This is a genomic window from Candidatus Pelagibacter sp. PS_34 (assembly GCF_059417845.1).
In genome coordinates, this window is record NZ_CM182068.1 from 628,825 (window position 1) to 645,161 (window position 16,337).

The 16,337-nt window shown below is 29.7% G+C and carries 16 protein-coding genes and 3 tRNA genes; 6 read left to right on the forward strand and 13 right to left on the reverse strand.

All coding sequences use genetic code 11. From position 1 onward, the window contains the following. The first annotated feature begins 11 nt into the window (after nt 1-11). Both AC5SL3_RS03395 and xth read left to right on the forward strand, forming a co-directional pair. Entirely contained in the window at nt 12-329 is a 318-nt protein-coding gene (locus AC5SL3_RS03395; RefSeq protein WP_006996950.1) for a HesB/IscA family protein, read from the forward strand. Then, nucleotides 329-1,105 (forward strand): exodeoxyribonuclease III, encoded by a 777-nt coding sequence (gene xth / locus AC5SL3_RS03400; protein WP_494578761.1) that lies wholly within the window; start codon nt 329-331, stop codon nt 1,103-1,105. The genes AC5SL3_RS03395 and xth overlap by 1 nt, the downstream gene beginning before the upstream one ends. Here the strand turns inward: xth and AC5SL3_RS03405 are convergent. From AC5SL3_RS03405 to AC5SL3_RS03415, 3 genes are read right to left on the reverse strand one after another with little or no spacing between them, the layout of a single operon-like run. Continuing rightward, nucleotides 1,097-2,095 (reverse strand): Ldh family oxidoreductase, encoded by a 999-nt coding sequence (locus AC5SL3_RS03405; protein WP_494577384.1) that lies wholly within the window; start codon nt 2,093-2,095, stop codon nt 1,097-1,099. The two genes, xth and AC5SL3_RS03405, sit on opposite strands and share 9 nt — an antisense overlap. Nucleotides 2,096-2,109: 14 nt before the next feature. Next, on the reverse strand, nt 2,110-2,508 hold the full coding sequence (locus AC5SL3_RS03410; RefSeq protein ID WP_494577385.1) for a hypothetical protein: 399 nt from the start codon (nt 2,506-2,508) through the stop codon (nt 2,110-2,112). Then, nucleotides 2,508-2,870: a Fur family transcriptional regulator gene (locus AC5SL3_RS03415; RefSeq protein ID WP_494577386.1), complete on the reverse strand. Its 363-nt coding sequence runs from the start codon at nt 2,868-2,870 to the stop codon at nt 2,508-2,510. The genes AC5SL3_RS03410 and AC5SL3_RS03415 overlap by 1 nt, the downstream gene beginning before the upstream one ends. A 299-nt stretch (nt 2,871-3,169) precedes the next feature. On the opposite strand from AC5SL3_RS03415, the gene AC5SL3_RS03420 reads away from it, so the two are divergent. Together AC5SL3_RS03420 and AC5SL3_RS03425 are read left to right on the forward strand one after the other, a co-directional pair. Further along, on the forward strand, nt 3,170-3,307 hold the full coding sequence (locus AC5SL3_RS03420) for a hypothetical protein (protein WP_494577387.1): 138 nt from the start codon (nt 3,170-3,172) through the stop codon (nt 3,305-3,307). Between the two features lie 12 nt (nt 3,308-3,319). Continuing rightward, nucleotides 3,320-3,838 (forward strand): hypothetical protein, encoded by a 519-nt coding sequence (locus AC5SL3_RS03425; protein ID WP_494577388.1) that lies wholly within the window; start codon nt 3,320-3,322, stop codon nt 3,836-3,838. A gap of 3 nt (nt 3,839-3,841) precedes the next feature. Here AC5SL3_RS03425 and AC5SL3_RS03430 read toward each other — a convergent pair whose 3' ends face one another. From AC5SL3_RS03430 to AC5SL3_RS03440, 3 genes are read right to left on the reverse strand one after another with little or no spacing between them, the layout of a single operon-like run. Next, nucleotides 3,842-5,047: a sugar phosphate nucleotidyltransferase gene (locus AC5SL3_RS03430; protein ID WP_494578763.1), complete on the reverse strand. Its 1,206-nt coding sequence runs from the start codon at nt 5,045-5,047 to the stop codon at nt 3,842-3,844. Then, complete coding sequence (gene ilvD, locus AC5SL3_RS03435; RefSeq protein ID WP_027306939.1) at nt 5,047-6,765, reverse strand: dihydroxy-acid dehydratase; 1,719 nt, start codon at nt 6,763-6,765, stop codon at nt 5,047-5,049. The genes AC5SL3_RS03430 and ilvD overlap by 1 nt, the downstream gene beginning before the upstream one ends. Then, on the reverse strand, nt 6,765-9,392 hold the full coding sequence (locus AC5SL3_RS03440) for a valine--tRNA ligase (protein ID WP_494578765.1): 2,628 nt from the start codon (nt 9,390-9,392) through the stop codon (nt 6,765-6,767). The genes ilvD and AC5SL3_RS03440 overlap by 1 nt, the downstream gene beginning before the upstream one ends. 128 nt (nt 9,393-9,520) lie before the next feature. On the opposite strand from AC5SL3_RS03440, the gene AC5SL3_RS03445 reads away from it, so the two are divergent. Together AC5SL3_RS03445 and AC5SL3_RS03450 are read left to right on the forward strand one after the other, a co-directional pair. Next, nucleotides 9,521-9,594, forward strand: a tRNA-Cys gene (locus AC5SL3_RS03445). Between the two features lie 50 nt (nt 9,595-9,644). After that, a tRNA-Asn gene (locus tag AC5SL3_RS03450) sits at nt 9,645-9,720 on the forward strand. Between the two features lie 112 nt (nt 9,721-9,832). On the opposite strand, the gene AC5SL3_RS03455 is transcribed toward AC5SL3_RS03450, so the two are convergent. From AC5SL3_RS03455 to AC5SL3_RS03485, 7 genes are all read right to left on the reverse strand, one after another. Further along, nucleotides 9,833-10,204, reverse strand: coding sequence for a helix-turn-helix domain-containing protein (locus AC5SL3_RS03455; RefSeq protein WP_018414103.1), 372 nt, complete (start codon nt 10,202-10,204; stop codon nt 9,833-9,835). Nucleotides 10,205-10,377: 173 nt separating this feature from the next. Continuing rightward, nucleotides 10,378-11,112, reverse strand: coding sequence for an amino acid ABC transporter ATP-binding protein (locus AC5SL3_RS03460; protein WP_006996961.1), 735 nt, complete (start codon nt 11,110-11,112; stop codon nt 10,378-10,380). Between the two features lie 3 nt (nt 11,113-11,115). After that, nucleotides 11,116-12,396, reverse strand: coding sequence for an amino acid ABC transporter permease (locus AC5SL3_RS03465; RefSeq protein WP_494578766.1), 1,281 nt, complete (start codon nt 12,394-12,396; stop codon nt 11,116-11,118). Next, the gene (locus AC5SL3_RS03470; protein WP_011282065.1) at nt 12,396-13,541 is read right to left on the reverse strand and encodes an amino acid ABC transporter permease; all 1,146 of its coding nucleotides are present in this window, start codon (nt 13,539-13,541) and stop codon (nt 12,396-12,398) included. Before AC5SL3_RS03470 ends, AC5SL3_RS03465 begins: the two co-directional genes overlap by 1 nt. 65 nt (nt 13,542-13,606) lie before the next feature. Further along, the gene (locus AC5SL3_RS03475; protein WP_011282064.1) at nt 13,607-14,647 is read right to left on the reverse strand and encodes an amino acid ABC transporter substrate-binding protein; all 1,041 of its coding nucleotides are present in this window, start codon (nt 14,645-14,647) and stop codon (nt 13,607-13,609) included. Between the two features lie 170 nt (nt 14,648-14,817). Beyond that, nucleotides 14,818-14,894: transfer RNA gene (locus tag AC5SL3_RS03480), tRNA-Arg, on the reverse strand. Between the two features lie 31 nt (nt 14,895-14,925). Continuing rightward, entirely contained in the window at nt 14,926-16,335 is a 1,410-nt protein-coding gene (locus AC5SL3_RS03485; RefSeq protein WP_494578768.1) for a TrkH family potassium uptake protein, read from the reverse strand. Nucleotides 16,336-16,337: the final 2 nt, after the last annotated feature.

Genomic DNA, 16,337 nt, shown 5'->3' on the forward strand with positions numbered 1-16,337 from the left:
AGTGTTGTTATATGATTAAAGAAATTAAATTTACAGATAAAGCTATAAAACAGATTAATAATTTGTTGTCTCAAAAAGATCCAGGGTCATTTTTTAGAATCGCTATTAAAGGCGGTGGTTGTTCAGGTTTTCAATATGAGTTTACTTTTGACAAAAAATTAGAAGCTGACGACTTAAAACATGAAAATATTCTTATAGATAAAACTTCAGCAGACTTATTAAAAGGTTCAGAAGTGGACTTTGTTTCAGAACTAATTGGCGATCAATTCAAGATCACTAACCCACAAAGTAAATCTTCTTGCGGTTGTGGTGTTTCTTTCTCTATATAATGATTATTACATCTTGGAATGTTAATTCTGTTAGAGCAAGAATTGAAAATATTAAAGAATATCTTCAAAAATTTTCTCCAGATGTTGTTATGATGCAGGAAATTAAAACACAAGATGAGACTTTTCCCTATGATGATTTTTCAGCATTAGATTATGAGAGTCATGTATTTGGACAAAAAAGTTATAATGGTGTTGCTATTATATCCAAACATAAACTAGAAAATGTTAGAATAGATTTAATTAAAGATAAATTGAAACAATCTAGAATTATTTCAGCAGAACTAAAACATAAGAAAAAAAATGTTCAACTGATTAATATTTATACTCCAAATGGTAATCCTGTAGATACTGATAAATACACTTATAAAAAAAGTTGGTTAGATAAATTAATTAAACAATTAAAAACTCTTTCAAAGAAAAATGAAAATATTATCTTAGCTGGAGATTTTAATATTCTTCCCTCAGCTGAAGATGCTTATAATATTAAAGGGTTTGAAGATGACGCTTTATACAGACTTGAGATAAGAAAAAAATTTAGAGAAATGATTAATCTAGGTTTTCATGATGCCTACCGTCACATTCATGGTGAAAAGGAAGGTTATACTTATTGGGATTATATGAGAGGTGCTTGGCAGAAAAATAACGGATTAAGAATTGATCACTTCTTAGTATCAAATTCTTTATTAAATATAGTTAAGAATGTTAATATTAATAAAGACCCCAGAGGAAAAGAAAAACCCTCAGATCACACACCTATTGAAATTGAATTAACTTAAAGATTTAATTTTATTAACAAGTTCTTCGTTAATGTTTCTTGGACCTTTATCTAGTCTATTTTTATGTCTTCTTTCACCTGGAAGTCTAACACCATCCATAGCTGACATTTTACTAAAAAAATCATCAGCATGTTTATCCCAACCTTTACCAGAAATTTTATCAGGTGAAATTGCTATAATAAATTCACCACCACTTGGAGGACCACCGTCATTATTGTCTTTAGCAGCAGTTTCAAAACTAAAATTTTCACCAATTAATGCACCAGCTAATAATTCAACCATCATTGCTATACTAGATCCTTTGTAGCCACCAAAAGGAAGTATAACTCCACCATCAGCGATTTCTGCAGGATCAGTTGTTTCTTTACCATCTTTAGTTAAACCTGTTCCAAGAGGAACTTTGTGCCCTTCTCTTTTTGCTATCTGAACTTCACCCATTGCCATTGAGGCTGTTGCCATATCGTAGACAACTGGAGTTTTACCAGGTCTAGGCCAAGCAAAAGAAATTGGATTTGTACCATATAAAGGTTTCGTAGCACCCGCTGGTGCAACGGCAGGCTTGTAAGATGTACAAGCGATACCAACAAGACCAGCTTCAGCAATAGCTTCAGTTTCAGGCCAAAGAGCTGCCATGTGATGTGAATTTTTTATAGCAAGAACTGCTACACCATTTTTTTTTGCTAAATCAATAACTGCAGGTAATCCTAAGCTTAAAACCATAGGAGCAACTGCATTATTACCTAATACTTTAATAATACTTGGAGCAACATTTTCTAATTCTGGTCTTGCTTTACCGTTAATTTTTTTACTTTTTAAACCAGACACATAAGCAGGCAATCTAAACAAACCATGAGAAACAGAACCATCTCTTTCAGCTCTCATAATAGTATCTGCTAAAATACTAGCATTTTCCTCATCACAACCATTAGCTAATAATGTTTTTTTAGCTAATTCTAAAATTTCATTTAATGTTAAGGGAACTGTACTCATCCCAATATTAAATATTATTTATGCTTGCTTTTCAAATCTTTTTTTAGATCTTCATGATCACCAACGACATTATGATATTGGCTTTTGGTCACATATTTTTCTAAAAAAGGTACAGCTAATAAAGGTATGAAACCACCAAGTACAATTCCAAATGCTGCACTTTTTAAATTAGGATCAAGTAAGGCTGCTATAAAGTCTGCTATAATATGAGCTAGAACTATTCCAATTATTCCAGCAATTGCACCGTTAGAAACTAATTTTAAAAAACGGTTTATGCTCCAACCTGAATAAAAACCAATTAATGGTATTAGGGTATGTACGAAACCAAAGATAAAACCTCTTAATATTCCATATTCTTCTATAAGTTCTTCTAAAAAATGAAGAAATTCTGGTAATTCGTGTGCGTGTTCCATTAGTTACATCTCCTACATATTGTTGAAACTTCAAGCTGAAACTTGTTGAAGTCATATTTTTTGATTGGGTTTTTTTTAAATATTGTTTCAAATAATTCTGATTTAAGCTCTTCTGTGTCTCCACAATCTCTACAAATGGCTATAGATGGATTATGCTTAACATGTTCATGACTACACAATACATAAGTCTTATTTTGATTAGATTTATGTATCTTATCCTCTTCTATTAGTTTTTTTAAAGATCTGTAAACAGCCATCGGTTGTATCTTCTTAAATTTCTGAAATTTGTCTAATATTTCATAAGCAGTTAAATGCTTCTTAGATTTCTTAATTATATCAAAAACTATATCATTATTATTCATTATGTGATGTTATAACATAACACTTTATTATGTCAATACCCTGATAATAAAGATTATTGTTTCATCTATAATTGTAATAAATTCATAACAAAATTACATATAAAGGAGACTATGTTTTTAAAAAAAGTTTAAAAAGATCTCTACTTAATTAAATAAGTTTAAAATAGCTGAACACTTGTAGAACTTTATCTAATTCTGCGGTATAGTTATTTCTTAAATCACCGCAATCATTTCAGCTATCTGCTGACCATCAAAAAATAAATTTAACAATTTAAAGTGTCAAAATTATGTTTTTGAAAATGATAAAAATACTCTGTTTTATGGGCATACATGACTACAAAACGTTAAATATTGAGTTTGGTTTTGGACCAACAGATAGAGTTACAACACTTGAGTGCAAAAGATGTGGTTACATTACAATTAAAGGAGGTAAATAAAAAATACTTATCATGAAAAGTATTGAAAGAAATATAGATATAAGAAGATATCTTAATTGGTCAAGAATAGTTAAGGGCAAACCCATACATATAAGGTTGTATGAATTAATTTATTACGAATTACTTATAATGTGGTTTGAGATGAATAAACCTCCTTTAAGAAGATTAATTTATGAAACTATTAACTCTCAAGACTTTGAAGAAAATTTTATCAGAGGAAAAATTTTTCAAAAATATATAGATGAGGCTTTAGAAACCCCCTGTGAAGATGGTTCTGGATATTACAATCCAGACTCAAGAGAAATTCTAACAGAAGTTAATATTAAAGAATTATATGATATTAAATTTTTGATAAAAGACGAATTGGATAATGTAAAAATGATTGATAGATACAATGGGATATTCACATTTTGTAAAATTTATGAAAAATGGTGTTTAGAAAAAAAAGCTAAACAGGTTGAAGATATAACAAAAAAAGAAAGATTTGACGTAACATCAGATCTGCCATTAAAAATTTCTGAAAAACCTTAAAATCTATTTTACTCTGCCGTATACGTCTTGATACCTAACAATATCACTCTCTTTTAAAATTGAGCCTACTTGAGCTTCAATGATTTTAACAGGTTTATTACCAGGATTTTCAATTCTATGAATTGCTTCTAATGGAATGAATATATGATCGTTTTGTTTTTTTAAAAAGCTATCTTTGTTAAGTGTAATTTTGGGAGTTCCTTCGGTTACCAACCAATGTTCTGATCTATGATGATGTTTTTGTAAACTTAATATACCTTTTGGTTTTACAAATAGTTCTTTAATTAAAAAACCTTTGCCTTCAAACAAATTAACATACCTACCCCAAGGTCGGTAATAAACATTTTTTTTCTTATAATATTTATTCTTATTTTTATCATACATTTTTAAGATCTCTTTCCAGCTGCCAAGATCTGACCAAGGTATATCTAATTTAATAGCGTTTATTTGTTTAGTTTTTTCTAAAATTGCATAATCAAAAGATTTTGCAGTAGCTTTTTCAAATGAAGCTTTATTCAAGTAATACGTATTATCTTTAAGTTTAGCTTTTAAAACAGCATTAACACAATTTTTATATATTGCAGGTTGGTATTTTTTAAAGTTATTTATTATTGAGTCTTTTCTCAAAAAAAACATACCAGAATTCCAATAACCTTTTTGTTTAATGACTTGTTTAGCTTTAGCTTCTTTTGGTTTTTCAATAAATTTTGTTACTTTATTAATATTTCCTTTAACTTTTTTTGTTAAAAAATAACCATATTCACTCGATGGTGATGTTGGTTTAATTCCAAAGATGAATATATTTTTGTCTGTTAAATTAGTTTTATTCTTATTGATAGCTTTATTAAAAATGCTTGCTTTTTCTATTAAGTGGTCTGCTGCAAAAAACATTAAGGGTTGTTCATTTGGAATATCTTTAATTAATGCTGATGCAAGAATTGCTGGTGCTGTATTTCTTTTTGCAGGCTCTAAAACAATCTTATATTTACTTATCTTATGTTTCTTAAGATGTTTTTTAACTTCTTTTAAATATTTAAGATTTGTACTTATGATAGGTGCATCGAAAGTTGAAGATTTAACTCTACCAAGAGTTTTTCCCAATAAAGTCCAATTACCGAAATCAATAAATTGCTTTGCTTGATGATTTTTAGAATTAGGCCAAAGTCTAGTTCCTGCTCCACCACATAAAATAACGGGTTTAATTTTCATTAAATATCAGCGTAAACTTTTACTTCTTTTCTTTTACCAGGATGTGTTGGTGCACCTAAATAAGCGGGACCTACTGTTTGAGCGTATTTCCAAATAGTACCAGATCCAAAGCTTGATTTTTTTGCTTTCCACTTTTTATGTCTTGTGGCTAATTGTGATTTAGTTAATCTAACGTTAATAGTTCCTTTTTTAGCATCTATATCAATTACATCACCATTACGTAAAAGAGCTAAAGGGCCGCCTAAGGCCGCTTCAGGGCCAACATGACCCACACAAAAGCCCCTCGTGGCACCTGAAAACCTTCCATCAGTAATTAAGGCAACCTTCTCACCCATACCTTGACCATAAATAGCACCCGTTGTTGAAAGCATTTCTCTCATACCAGGTCCCCCAACTGGTCCTTCATAACGAATGATAATTACATCACCTGCTTTATATTTTTTATTTTGCACACAAGCCATTGCAGCTTCTTCATTATCAAAACATCTAGCTTTTCCAGTAAATTGTAATTTTTTTAAACCAGCAATTTTAACAATTCCACCATCAGGAGCTAAGTTACCTTTAAGGCCAACAACTCCTCCATCTGGTGATAAGGGATTATCATAAGCTCTTAAAACTTTTTGTTTAGGATTAAATTTAATATTTTTTAAATTTTGTTTCATCGTTTTTCCAGTAACAGTCATGCAATCACCATGAATAAAACCACCATCAAAAAGAGTTTTTAATAACATTGGAACTCCACCAGCTAACCACATATCTTTTGCAACATATTTTCCACCTGGTTTTAAATCAGCAAGATAAGGAGTTTTTTTAAATATTTTGGCTACATCCATTAAATCAAACTTAATTCCGATTTCATTAGCAATAGCAGGTAAGTGTAAAGCAGCATTCGTTGATCCACCAGTTGCCGCAACTATTGTTGCAGCATTTTCTAAAGATTTTTTGGTAACAATATCTCTTGGACGAATATTTTTTTGTAATAAATTCATTACAGTCTTTCCACTCAATAATGCATACTTATCACGTTCTTCGTATGGAGCAGGTGTTCCAGCTGAATAAGGTAATGCTAAACCAATAGCTTCAGAAACGCAGGCCATAGTATTTGCAGTAAATTGACCTCCACATGCACCAGCACTTGGACATGCAACCAATTCTAATTTTCTTAATTCTTTAGCAGTCATTTGTCCTGCCGAATGTTTTCCAACTGCTTCAAATACATCAACAACAGTTACGTCTTTTCCTTTGTATTGACCTGGAAGTATTGAGCCACCATAAATAAATACACTTGGGACATTTAATCTAACCATTGCCATCATTAAAGCAGGTAAAGATTTATCACATCCTGCAATACCAACTAATGCATCATAACAATGACCACGTACAGTAAGTTCAGTTGAATCAGCAATTACTTCACGAGAAATTAAAGACGATTTCATTCCCTCATGACCCATCGCAATACCATCAGTTACTGTTATTGTACAAAATTCTCTAGGAGTACCACCTGAGGCTCTAACACCTTTTTTAACCGATTGAGCTTGTCTCATTAAAGCAATATTACAAGGAGCAGCTTCATTCCAAGTTGACACAACACCAACAAAAGGTTTTGCTACATCTTTTTCAGTTTCACCCATCGCATAGTAAAATGATCTATGTGGAGCTCTATCAGCACCTAATGAAGTATGTCTGCTTGGTAATTTCTTTTTATTAAATTTTGCCATTATAAACCCTTTATAGTTATTGATATTCTCTCAACATCATTTTTTAAATTATTATAATTAGTTTTTTCCTGATCAACAATATCTTTTGGTGCTCTATCAACAAAGCTTTTATTAGCTAATCTTTCTGATATCTTATTCATTTCCTCTTGGTATTTATCTTGTCTTGTAGTTAAGTTTTTTTTAATTAATTTTAAATCAACATCTTCATCAAAATATACTTTAAACAGATCTCCAGAAACCATCAATGTAGCAGCTGGTTTGTCTAAATCTTTATTATGTAAATTTCTAATGCGACCAAGTTTTTTAAGAATAATTTCATTATTAATAAAAAATGATTGCTCTTTTTTACTAACAGTTTCTATTGAAATATCTATAAATGAGCCAGGGCTTACACTTAATTCATTTTTAAACGATCTTAATTCTGAGACTATACTTATAATCTTCTTTACTTGATTATTAGATGAATCACTTTCAAGCTCTCCAGAAGGCCAATTAGCTAACATTAAAAAGTCTTTACCTGAGTTATCAAATTTATTATTTAGCCAAATTTCTTCAGTCACGAAGGGAATAAATGGATGTAATATTATTAATATTTGTCTAAACACATAAGCAGATACCTGTTTTACTTCGTCTTTTGCTTTTTCATCTTCTGAAAATAGTATTGTTTTAGATAGCTCTAAATACCAATCACAATAAGAGTGCCAAGTGAATTGATAGGCATTTTTTGCAGCTTCATCAAACCTGTAATCTTTAAGATTTTTTTCAATTTTATTTTTAGTTTCTATAAGTTCAGAATATATCCATTTATTAATATTAATTGATAAACTTGGTTTTTCATTAATTTTAGAAAAATCACAATTATTAGTAATTAAAAAATTATTTGCATTCCATAATTTATTTAAAAAATTTCTATAACCTTTAACTCTATCTTCAGAAAGTTTTACATCCGTTCCAGGTGATGCCATTGAAAGTAAAGTAAATCTTAAAGCATCAGCACTATATTTTTCAATCAAATCTAAAGGGTTAATTACGTTTCCTTTAGATTTAGACATTTTCTGCCCTTTCTCATCTTTAACAAGGGCGTGAACATAAACATCTTTAAAAGGTTCTTTGTCTAGAAACTCCATTCCAAACATAATCATTCGAGCTACCCAGAAAAATATAATATCAAACCCTGTAACAAGTACTGATGTAGGGTAAAATTTATCAACATATTCTTTATCGTCAGGCCACCCTAATGTAGCAAAAGGCCATAAGCCTGATGAAAACCAAGTATCTAATACATCTGGATCACGAATTAATTCTACTTCTTTATTATAGAATTTTTTGGCTTCTGCTTTTGCTTCGTCTTCATTTATTGCAACGAAGATTTTTTTATCTGGCCCATACCATGCTGGTATTTGATGTCCCCACCAAAGCTGTCTTGAGATACACCATGGCTCAATATTATTCATCCATTGAAAATAGGTTTTTGACCAATTAGTAGGAAAAAAATTAGTTTTTTTAGAGTTAACTATATCTTTAGCTTTAACTGATAATTTTTTTGCATCTACAAACCATTGTTCTGTTAAAAAAGGTTCAATTATCGAGTTAGATCTATCCCCATAGGGAACTTTATTCTTTATATTTTCTTCCTTAACAAAGAATTCTTTTTCTTTAAGTTCTTTTAAAATTTTTTTTCTAGCTTCAAATCTATCAAGGCCAATATATTCTTTGGGAGCATTATCATTGACTTTACCACCTTCAGTAAAAATATTTATGATTTCTAAATTATTTCTTTGTCCAACTTGATAGTCATTAAAATCATGAGCAGGCGTTATTTTTAAAGCACCAGTTCCCATTTCTGGATCGGCATAATCGTCTTTGATTATTTTTATTTTTCTTCCAACAATTGGAACTGTTACAAATTTATCAACTAAATGTTTAAATCGATCATCTTTAGGATTTACAGCGATGGCAGAATCACCCAACATAGTTTCAGGTCTAGTTGTAGCTATAGTTATAAAATCACTAGAACCTTCAATTGGATATTGAATGTAATAAATTTTAGAATTAACTTCTCTTTGATCAACTTCTAAGTCAGATATTGCAGTTTTTAAAACTGTATCCCAATTAACTAGTTTTTTATCCTTATAGATTAAACCTTTTTTATGAAGCTCTACAAAAACTTTTAAAACTGATTTTGAAAGATTTTCATCCATTGTAAAAGCATTTCTCGACCAATCACAAGAACAACCTAATTTTTTTAGTTGATTTAAAATGATATCACCATGCTCTTCTTTCCATTCCCAAACCTTTTCTATAAATTTTTTCCTTCCAATTTGATTTTTATCAATACCTTCAGTGGTTAATTTTTTCTCAACTAAAGCCTGTGTAGCAATACCTGCGTGATCTGTTCCAGGTTGCCATAATGTTTCGTAATTATTCATACGGTGATATCTTACCAAAAGATCTTGAATTGAATTATTCAAAGCGTGCCCCATATGAAGGCTACCTGTTACATTGGGCGGAGGTATAACCACTGAAAATTGTTTCTTATTTTTAGTGGGTTTAAATAAATTATTTTTTTCCCAATAAGAATAAATCTTATCTTCAACATCTGTATGTATGTATTTGTCGTTACTCATAGGTGATTATAAGTTTATAATTTAATAATATGAATTAACAATAATCATTTTGAAGGCTTATTTGGTAGACTAATTTTATATATTTAATATATAAAAGGCTCTCTATTTAATTTAAATTGAGATGAGAGGGCATCGTGGCGGAATGGTTACGCAGAGGATTGCAAATCCTTGTATCCCAGTTCGATTCTGGGCGATGCCTCCAAAAAAAATCTTGTTTTACTCTTAAAAAAAAGTAAGTTGTGTTTTTGATATTCCTCGGTAGCTCAGTTGGTAGAGCAGTTGACTGTTAATCAATTGGTCGCAGGTTCGAGTCCTGCCCGAGGAGCCAAAAAAATTACTTTCTTTATTATTGATAAATCTTATTAAAAAAGAACTTAGAATTATTAGTTTATTTAAATGAAATTATTTAAATTTATTAGGGTCTTAAACTATGATTTATATTAGCCTACTTTTGAAACTCCAATATTTGAAATTTGTAAAGATTTACTAAATTTTAGTTTTTGATCGTTACTAAGTTCAGAATATAATTTAACTAAAAAATTATAATTTACATTCATGTGACCTTCTTGAGATCTTTCTAGATTTATTAAATATTCTGAAAAATCTTCAAAAAAATAATTTACTGGAACTTTTAAATAATTTGCTAATTGAAGAAGTCTTATTGAGCTAACTCCATTAGTTCCTTTTTCATATTTTTGAATTTGTTGAAAAGTAACATTAATTGCTTTTGCAACTTTTGTTTGCGTGAGACCTAAAGCTAATCTTCTTAGCTTTAATTTATTACCTAAATGTTTGTTAAAATTATCTTCCATTAAGACCCCTCTTAAAGTTTGTTTTTAAAAACCCATTGAACTAATTTTTGACTAATATCGCAACACATAAATTTATTTATTTTATAGATTTAAATTGAAAATAACAAAATGTGTCAAGTACTTATAATATTAAATGAATAAATAAATTGTTGCCCTATAAGACTTAAAAAGACTTATAAAATTTGGCTTAAGAAAAGTTTAGTACGATCACTTTTAGGATTAGCAAAAAAGTCTTTGGTAGTGGCCTTTTCTACAATCATTCCTTCATCCATAAATATCATTTGGTCAGCTACCTCTTTAGCAAAGCCCATCTCATGAGTTACAACAATCATAGTCATACCTTGTTTTGCTAAATTAACCATAACATCTAGTACCTCTTTAATCATTTCAGGATCTAATGCAGAAGTAGGTTCATCAAATAACATAATTTTAGGTTCCATACAAAGTGCTCTTGCAATAGCAACTCTTTGTTGTTGTCCACCCGATAATTGACCTGGGAATTTTTGAGCTTGATCTAAAATTTGTACTCTTTCAAGGTGTTCTAATGCCAATTTTTCTGCTTCTTTTTTGGGCATTTTTTTTACCCAAATTGGAGCTAACGTACAATTATCTAAAATAGATAAATGAGGAAATAAATTAAATTGTTGAAAAACCATCCCAACTTCAGCTCTAACTTGTTCTATATTTTTAGTGTCTTCTGAAATTTCAGTGCCATCAACAATGATTGATCCTTTTTGATGCTCTTCTAGTCTATTGATACATCTAATTAGTGTAGATTTTCCAGATCCTGATGGTCCACAAACAACAATTTTTTCTTTAGGTTTAACCTCAAGGTTTATTTCTTTTAGTACTTGAAAGTCCCCAAACCATTTGTTTACATTTTGAATTTGAATAATTGAATCTGACATAATTTATCTATCTGTTTTATATTTTAATTCTAATTTTTGGCTATATTTACTCATACTATAACAAATAATCCAGAATATTATTCCAGCAAATACGTATCCTTCCATCGAAAATCCTAGCCATTCGGGATTAGTTTTAGCTAAATTTAACATACCAACTACCTCTAAAAGACCTACTACAAAAATTAGTGGTGTATCTTTTACAAGTGCTAAGAATGTATTCGCAATTCCTGGAATTACTAATTTTAAAGCTTGTGGAAGGATAACAAAAATATGAAGTTTCCAGTAACCCATCCCAAGTGACTTAGCTGCATCATATTGGCCTCTTGGAAGAGCTTGTAGTCCTCCCCTTATAACTTCAGCTGTATAAGCCGCTTCAAATAAAGTAATCGCCACAACTACTCTAATCAGTTTATCAACATAAGTTCCATCTGGTAAAAACATTGGAAACATTACTGCTGACATAAATAGAACTGTAATTAAAGGAACGCCCCTCCAAAATTCTATGAATGAAAGAGATGAATATTTAACAATAGGTAAATCAGATCTTCTTCCAAGAGCCAACATCATACCTATTGGAAAACAAAAAATTAAAGAGAAGAAAGAAACAATAAAGGTTAAAGATAAACCACCCCATGCACCAGTTTCAACCCACTCAAGTCCAAAAGACCCTCCTGAAATTAAATAATAGATTAAGATAAAGGAAATAATTGGCAATATAAGAGTGTAATAAAGAGAAAGATAATTTCTAAATTTAGCAGGTACAAAAAACCCAGCTGCCATGAAGGCTAATACAGCAATAAATGTAACATTAATTCTCCATTGCTCTGCATTAGGATACATTCCATACATAAATCTATTAAACCATACTTTAATATAAACCCAACAAGCACCACCACCTGTACATGCTTCTTTAGTGTCACCAGAAATATTAGCATCAAAAATGAACCAATTTAATAGTGGTGGAAGTGCAAATATTATAAGAAAAATAATACACAAACTTAAAGCTGCATTAAAATTACTTGGGTTAATATTTTTATTAAGACTATCTAAAATTTTAATACCTGAAAATTCAATTCTAATAAAATGAAGTCCAATTACCCCAAAGATTAAGGGGGTAAAAAAGTTAATAAACCTAGGTAAGAAAGAGGTAATATTTGTACCTAAGAAATTATTTAAACAAAAATCAAAAATACCTAAGAAAAAAAATAAAGTTCCAATAATCAGAGAAGTATTTCTACTTATTTGAATTTTAGATTTTGGTAAATTAAAATTATTTGAGCTCATTATTTTTCCTTTATCGCTATTCTTTGATTGTACCAATTCATCAGTAATGAAATTGCTATACTAATAGTTAAATATGTAGCCATTGTAATACCAACAATTTCAATTGCTTTTCCTGTTTGCATCATTGCAGTTCCTGCAAAAACTAAAACTAAATCAGGGTATGCAATAGCTGCTGCTAAAGAAGAATTTTTAGTTAAATTTAAGTATTGATTAGTAGTTGGTGGTATAATTATTCTTAATGCTTGAGGCATAATTACTAATTTCAAAACTTGGCTTGGTGTTAAACCAATTGATGCAGCAGCTTCTTTTTGCCCTTTACCAATACCTTGAATACCTGCTCTTACATTTTCTGCAATAAAAGTTGCTGTATAGAGAGTTAAGGCTAAAGTTAACGCAATTAGCTCTGGTGGTATACCCATACCCCCATCAAATGTGTAAGAAGATTGTGACATTTTTCTTAATTCTGGAAAGCTAAAAGATAAATCAACACCACCAACTAAAAATGTTAACAGTGGTAGACCTATAAAAATAGCTAATGAGATAATTAATACAGGCAACTGTTTTCCCTCTTGTTCTTGTTTCTTTTTTGCAAATTTGACAAAAAAGAAAATTAAAATCATTGCCACAATTAATGTTGTAAAAAAAATATCGAAATTTGTCCAAATTGGAGCTGGTGTATAAAGTCCCTTTATGGTCATGAAAGATGATCCTAATAATAATGTAGCATCTTGAGGCATTGGCAGTGCTCTTAGAGCTGCAAAATACCAAAAGAAAATCTGTAATAATAATGGAACATTTCTAAAGAATTCTATGTAAAAAGAAGCAGTTTTTCTAATCAAATAATTTGGAGATAATCTTGCAACACCAACAATAAGACCCAATAATGTAGCTAAAATAATTCCAATGAAAGCTACTAAGAGTGTATTTAATAATCCAACAAGATATGCTCTTGCATAGGAGTGTGACCCATCATAATCAATTAAAGAAAATTGTATATCAAATGATGCCTCTTGAGTTAAAAAACCAAAACCAAATTCGATACCTCTTGTATCCATGTTCTCTTGAGCATTCATGGTAAAGAAACCAAATATTAAAACTATAAATAATAATGTTAATAGTTGAGGTAAGATTTTTTTTAATTTCATGTGATGAGTATTATAAAAAAAGGGCTAGATAAATCTAGCCCTTTTTATGTTTTGTTAGATAATAATTATCTTGCTGGTGGTACGTATAGTAGTCCACCTTTAGTCCAAATTTGGTTTGGACCTCTGTCAGGTAAAATACCAGTATCAGCGATATTTCTCTTGTAGCTTTCTCCATAATTACCAACTTGTTTGATAATTCTTAAGCTCCAATCGTTATCTAAACCAAATGCTGCACCTAATTCACCTTCAGAACCAACAAGTCTTTTGATTTGTGGGTTTTCAGAAGTTTTCATCATGTCAGCGTTTGCAGAGTTAATACCGTACTCTTCAGCTTCGATCATTACGTTTAGTGACCATCTTACGATGTCTTCCCAAACTGCATCACCTTGACGTACAACAGGTCCTAGAGGCTCTTTAGAAATAGTCTCTGGTAACACTACGTGATCATCAGGGTTAGTCATTTTTGTTCTTTGTGCTGCTAGACCAGATTTGTCAGTTGTGTAAGTATCACATCTGCCTGAGTCATAAGCTGCAACAACTTCATCAGCTTTTTCAAAAGCAACTGGCTCATAAGAAATTCCTTTTGAATTAAAGAAGTCTCTCATGTTTAGTTCAGTTGTAGTACCAATGTTAGTACATGCTGAAATTCCATTTTTGAATTGGCTCGTAGAAGTAATTCCTGAGTCTTTTCTTACCATGAAACCTTGGCCATCGTAGAAGTTAACTCCAACGAATGTTAAACCAATGTCAGCATCTCTAGAAAGTGTCCAAGTTGTGTTTCTTGATAAGATATCAATCTCACCAGAAGTTAGAGCTGTGAATCTTTCTTTAGCACTTAGTGGAGTGAACTTAACTTTGTTCGCATCACCTAATACTGCAGCAGCAACCGCTCTACATACATCAACGTCAACACCAGTCCAATTTCCAGCAGCGTCAGCATTTGAAAATCCAGGTAGACCTTGAGATACACCACATCTTACGAAACCTTTTTTCTGAGTGTTCTTAAGAGTTTTTGACTTCTTAGCGGCCATTGTTTCTGTTGTAAAAGTAAACAGAACTGCAACCATAGCAACTAGAGAAGTTAATTGTTTTACGTATTTAAACATATTTTATTCCTCTGTTTTATTTATTTATTTGTTAACAAATAATTCAAAATGATTTGAATTAAGTCAGATGTTTAACATTTTATAACTAGCATCAAAATAAAAATTTAGTTTTTAGAATTGTTCTAACTATATGTAGTGCTCCATTAAAGACAATATGTTACATATAGTGATGGTGCGCTCTGGTGGACTCGAACCACCGACCCTCGGTTTAGAAAACCGATGCTCTATCCAGCTGAGCTAAGAGCGCAAATTAATAATAGTATATTTATAGTACGAATTTAATTTTTAAAAAGAAATTTTTTACAAATAATTAATAAAGTTAGAAGCTCTAGTCTACCAATAATCATAAAGAAAATTAGATAATACTTAGTGATAAAATGTAGATCATAAAAACTAAAATCAGCCAACCCAAACATTGAGGAGTTTACTGTATTCATTATGGTTAATATTGAGAGTTTAAAAGAGCTTTCAAAATCAATTCCACTTAAAGTTAATAGAAAGGTTAAAATTAATAAAGAAATTATAAAAACTATAACAGATAAAAAATATTTATAAATTTCATCTAATTTAAATGTATCTTTTGAAAACAAGTGTTTATTTATGTAAATATTTTTAGGTCTACTGTAAGAAAGAATTTCGTTAATTGAATATTTAAATAAAGAATAAATTTTTAAAAACCTAATACCAGAACTTGTCGAAAAAAAAGATCCTCCAATAATAACAAGTATTAGAAAAACAAAAGATAAATTACTAGAAGAATTATTAAGAGAAAAACCTACATTAGAAATACTACTTGTTAAGGATAAAAATAATTCACTAAAATTATTTTCAAAATTTAAAAATACAAAAAAAATAATCAACAAAAATAAGAAATAAAATAACAAATGAATATCTTCATTAAAGAAATTGAGGTTATGGTTTTTTGTAAAGATTAAATTGTAAATTAAAAAAATACTAAAAAAAGAAGATAGCAATAAAATTGATATAATAATAACTTGGGAATTATTGACCAATATATTAGACAAATTATTAGATGGTAAAAAACCACCTGATGAAATTATGGTCATTGCTAAATTTAGAGAATTAAATAACCTAATATCAAATAAACTTAAAATTATAAAAATTGAAAGTGTAATTAATGAATAAAATAAAAAAATTTTGAATGCTTGTTTGAATGTTTCAGATTTATTAAAAGATAAAAAATTAGTTAAAGATTTTTTAAAACTATGATCAAAAATATCAATTAAGAGTATTATAGAAAATAAAAAATAAAGACCCCCTATCCATTGAGAAGCAGATCTCCATAATATTAAGCTTTGATCAATATGATTAATATTGTTAAAAATAGTAAAACCTGTTGAAGTGAATCCAGAAATTGACTCGAAGAAAGCGTTAACAAAAGTTAAATTATAAATACTAAAATAAAAAGGTATAGAAATAACTATTGGTAATAAAAAATAACCAAGAAGTATTGTTAATATTTTATCATATATAGTTATTTTTTTTTCATCATTATTTTTTGAATAATAAAATAATATTGTTAAAAGAATAGAGACTACAAATGTAATTATGTAGGTATTTAGATTTAGATAGAGGTTTAGATAGTAAGAGTAAGTGATATTAAAAAAAGCTAAAATTGAAACTATTCCAAAAAAAACACTCAAATAAATGAGTTTAAAGTATTTCATTA

Coding starts and splice junctions, on each gene's coding strand:
- AC5SL3_RS03395 (WP_006996950.1), top strand. CDS start 12: ATGATTAAAGAAATTAAATTTACAGATAAAGCTATAAAACAGATTAAT.
- xth (WP_494578761.1), top strand. CDS start 329: ATGATTATTACATCTTGGAATGTTAATTCTGTTAGAGCAAGAATTGAA.
- AC5SL3_RS03405 (WP_494577384.1), bottom strand. CDS start 2,095: ATGAGTACAGTTCCCTTAACATTAAATGAAATTTTAGAATTAGCTAAA.
- AC5SL3_RS03410 (WP_494577385.1), bottom strand. CDS start 2,508: ATGGAACACGCACACGAATTACCAGAATTTCTTCATTTTTTAGAAGAA.
- AC5SL3_RS03415 (WP_494577386.1), bottom strand. CDS start 2,870: ATGAATAATAATGATATAGTTTTTGATATAATTAAGAAATCTAAGAAG.
- AC5SL3_RS03420 (WP_494577387.1), top strand. CDS start 3,170: ATGATAAAAATACTCTGTTTTATGGGCATACATGACTACAAAACGTTA.
- AC5SL3_RS03425 (WP_494577388.1), top strand. CDS start 3,320: ATGAAAAGTATTGAAAGAAATATAGATATAAGAAGATATCTTAATTGG.
- AC5SL3_RS03430 (WP_494578763.1), bottom strand. CDS start 5,047: ATGAAAATTAAACCCGTTATTTTATGTGGTGGAGCAGGAACTAGACTT.
- ilvD (WP_027306939.1), bottom strand. CDS start 6,765: ATGGCAAAATTTAATAAAAAGAAATTACCAAGCAGACATACTTCATTA.
- AC5SL3_RS03440 (WP_494578765.1), bottom strand. CDS start 9,392: ATGAGTAACGACAAATACATACATACAGATGTTGAAGATAAGATTTAT.
- AC5SL3_RS03455 (WP_018414103.1), bottom strand. CDS start 10,204: ATGGAAGATAATTTTAACAAACATTTAGGTAATAAATTAAAGCTAAGA.
- AC5SL3_RS03460 (WP_006996961.1), bottom strand. CDS start 11,112: ATGTCAGATTCAATTATTCAAATTCAAAATGTAAACAAATGGTTTGGG.
- AC5SL3_RS03465 (WP_494578766.1), bottom strand. CDS start 12,396: ATGAGCTCAAATAATTTTAATTTACCAAAATCTAAAATTCAAATAAGT.
- AC5SL3_RS03470 (WP_011282065.1), bottom strand. CDS start 13,541: ATGAAATTAAAAAAAATCTTACCTCAACTATTAACATTATTATTTATA.
- AC5SL3_RS03475 (WP_011282064.1), bottom strand. CDS start 14,647: ATGTTTAAATACGTAAAACAATTAACTTCTCTAGTTGCTATGGTTGCA.
- AC5SL3_RS03485 (WP_494578768.1), bottom strand. CDS start 16,335: ATGAAATACTTTAAACTCATTTATTTGAGTGTTTTTTTTGGAATAGTT.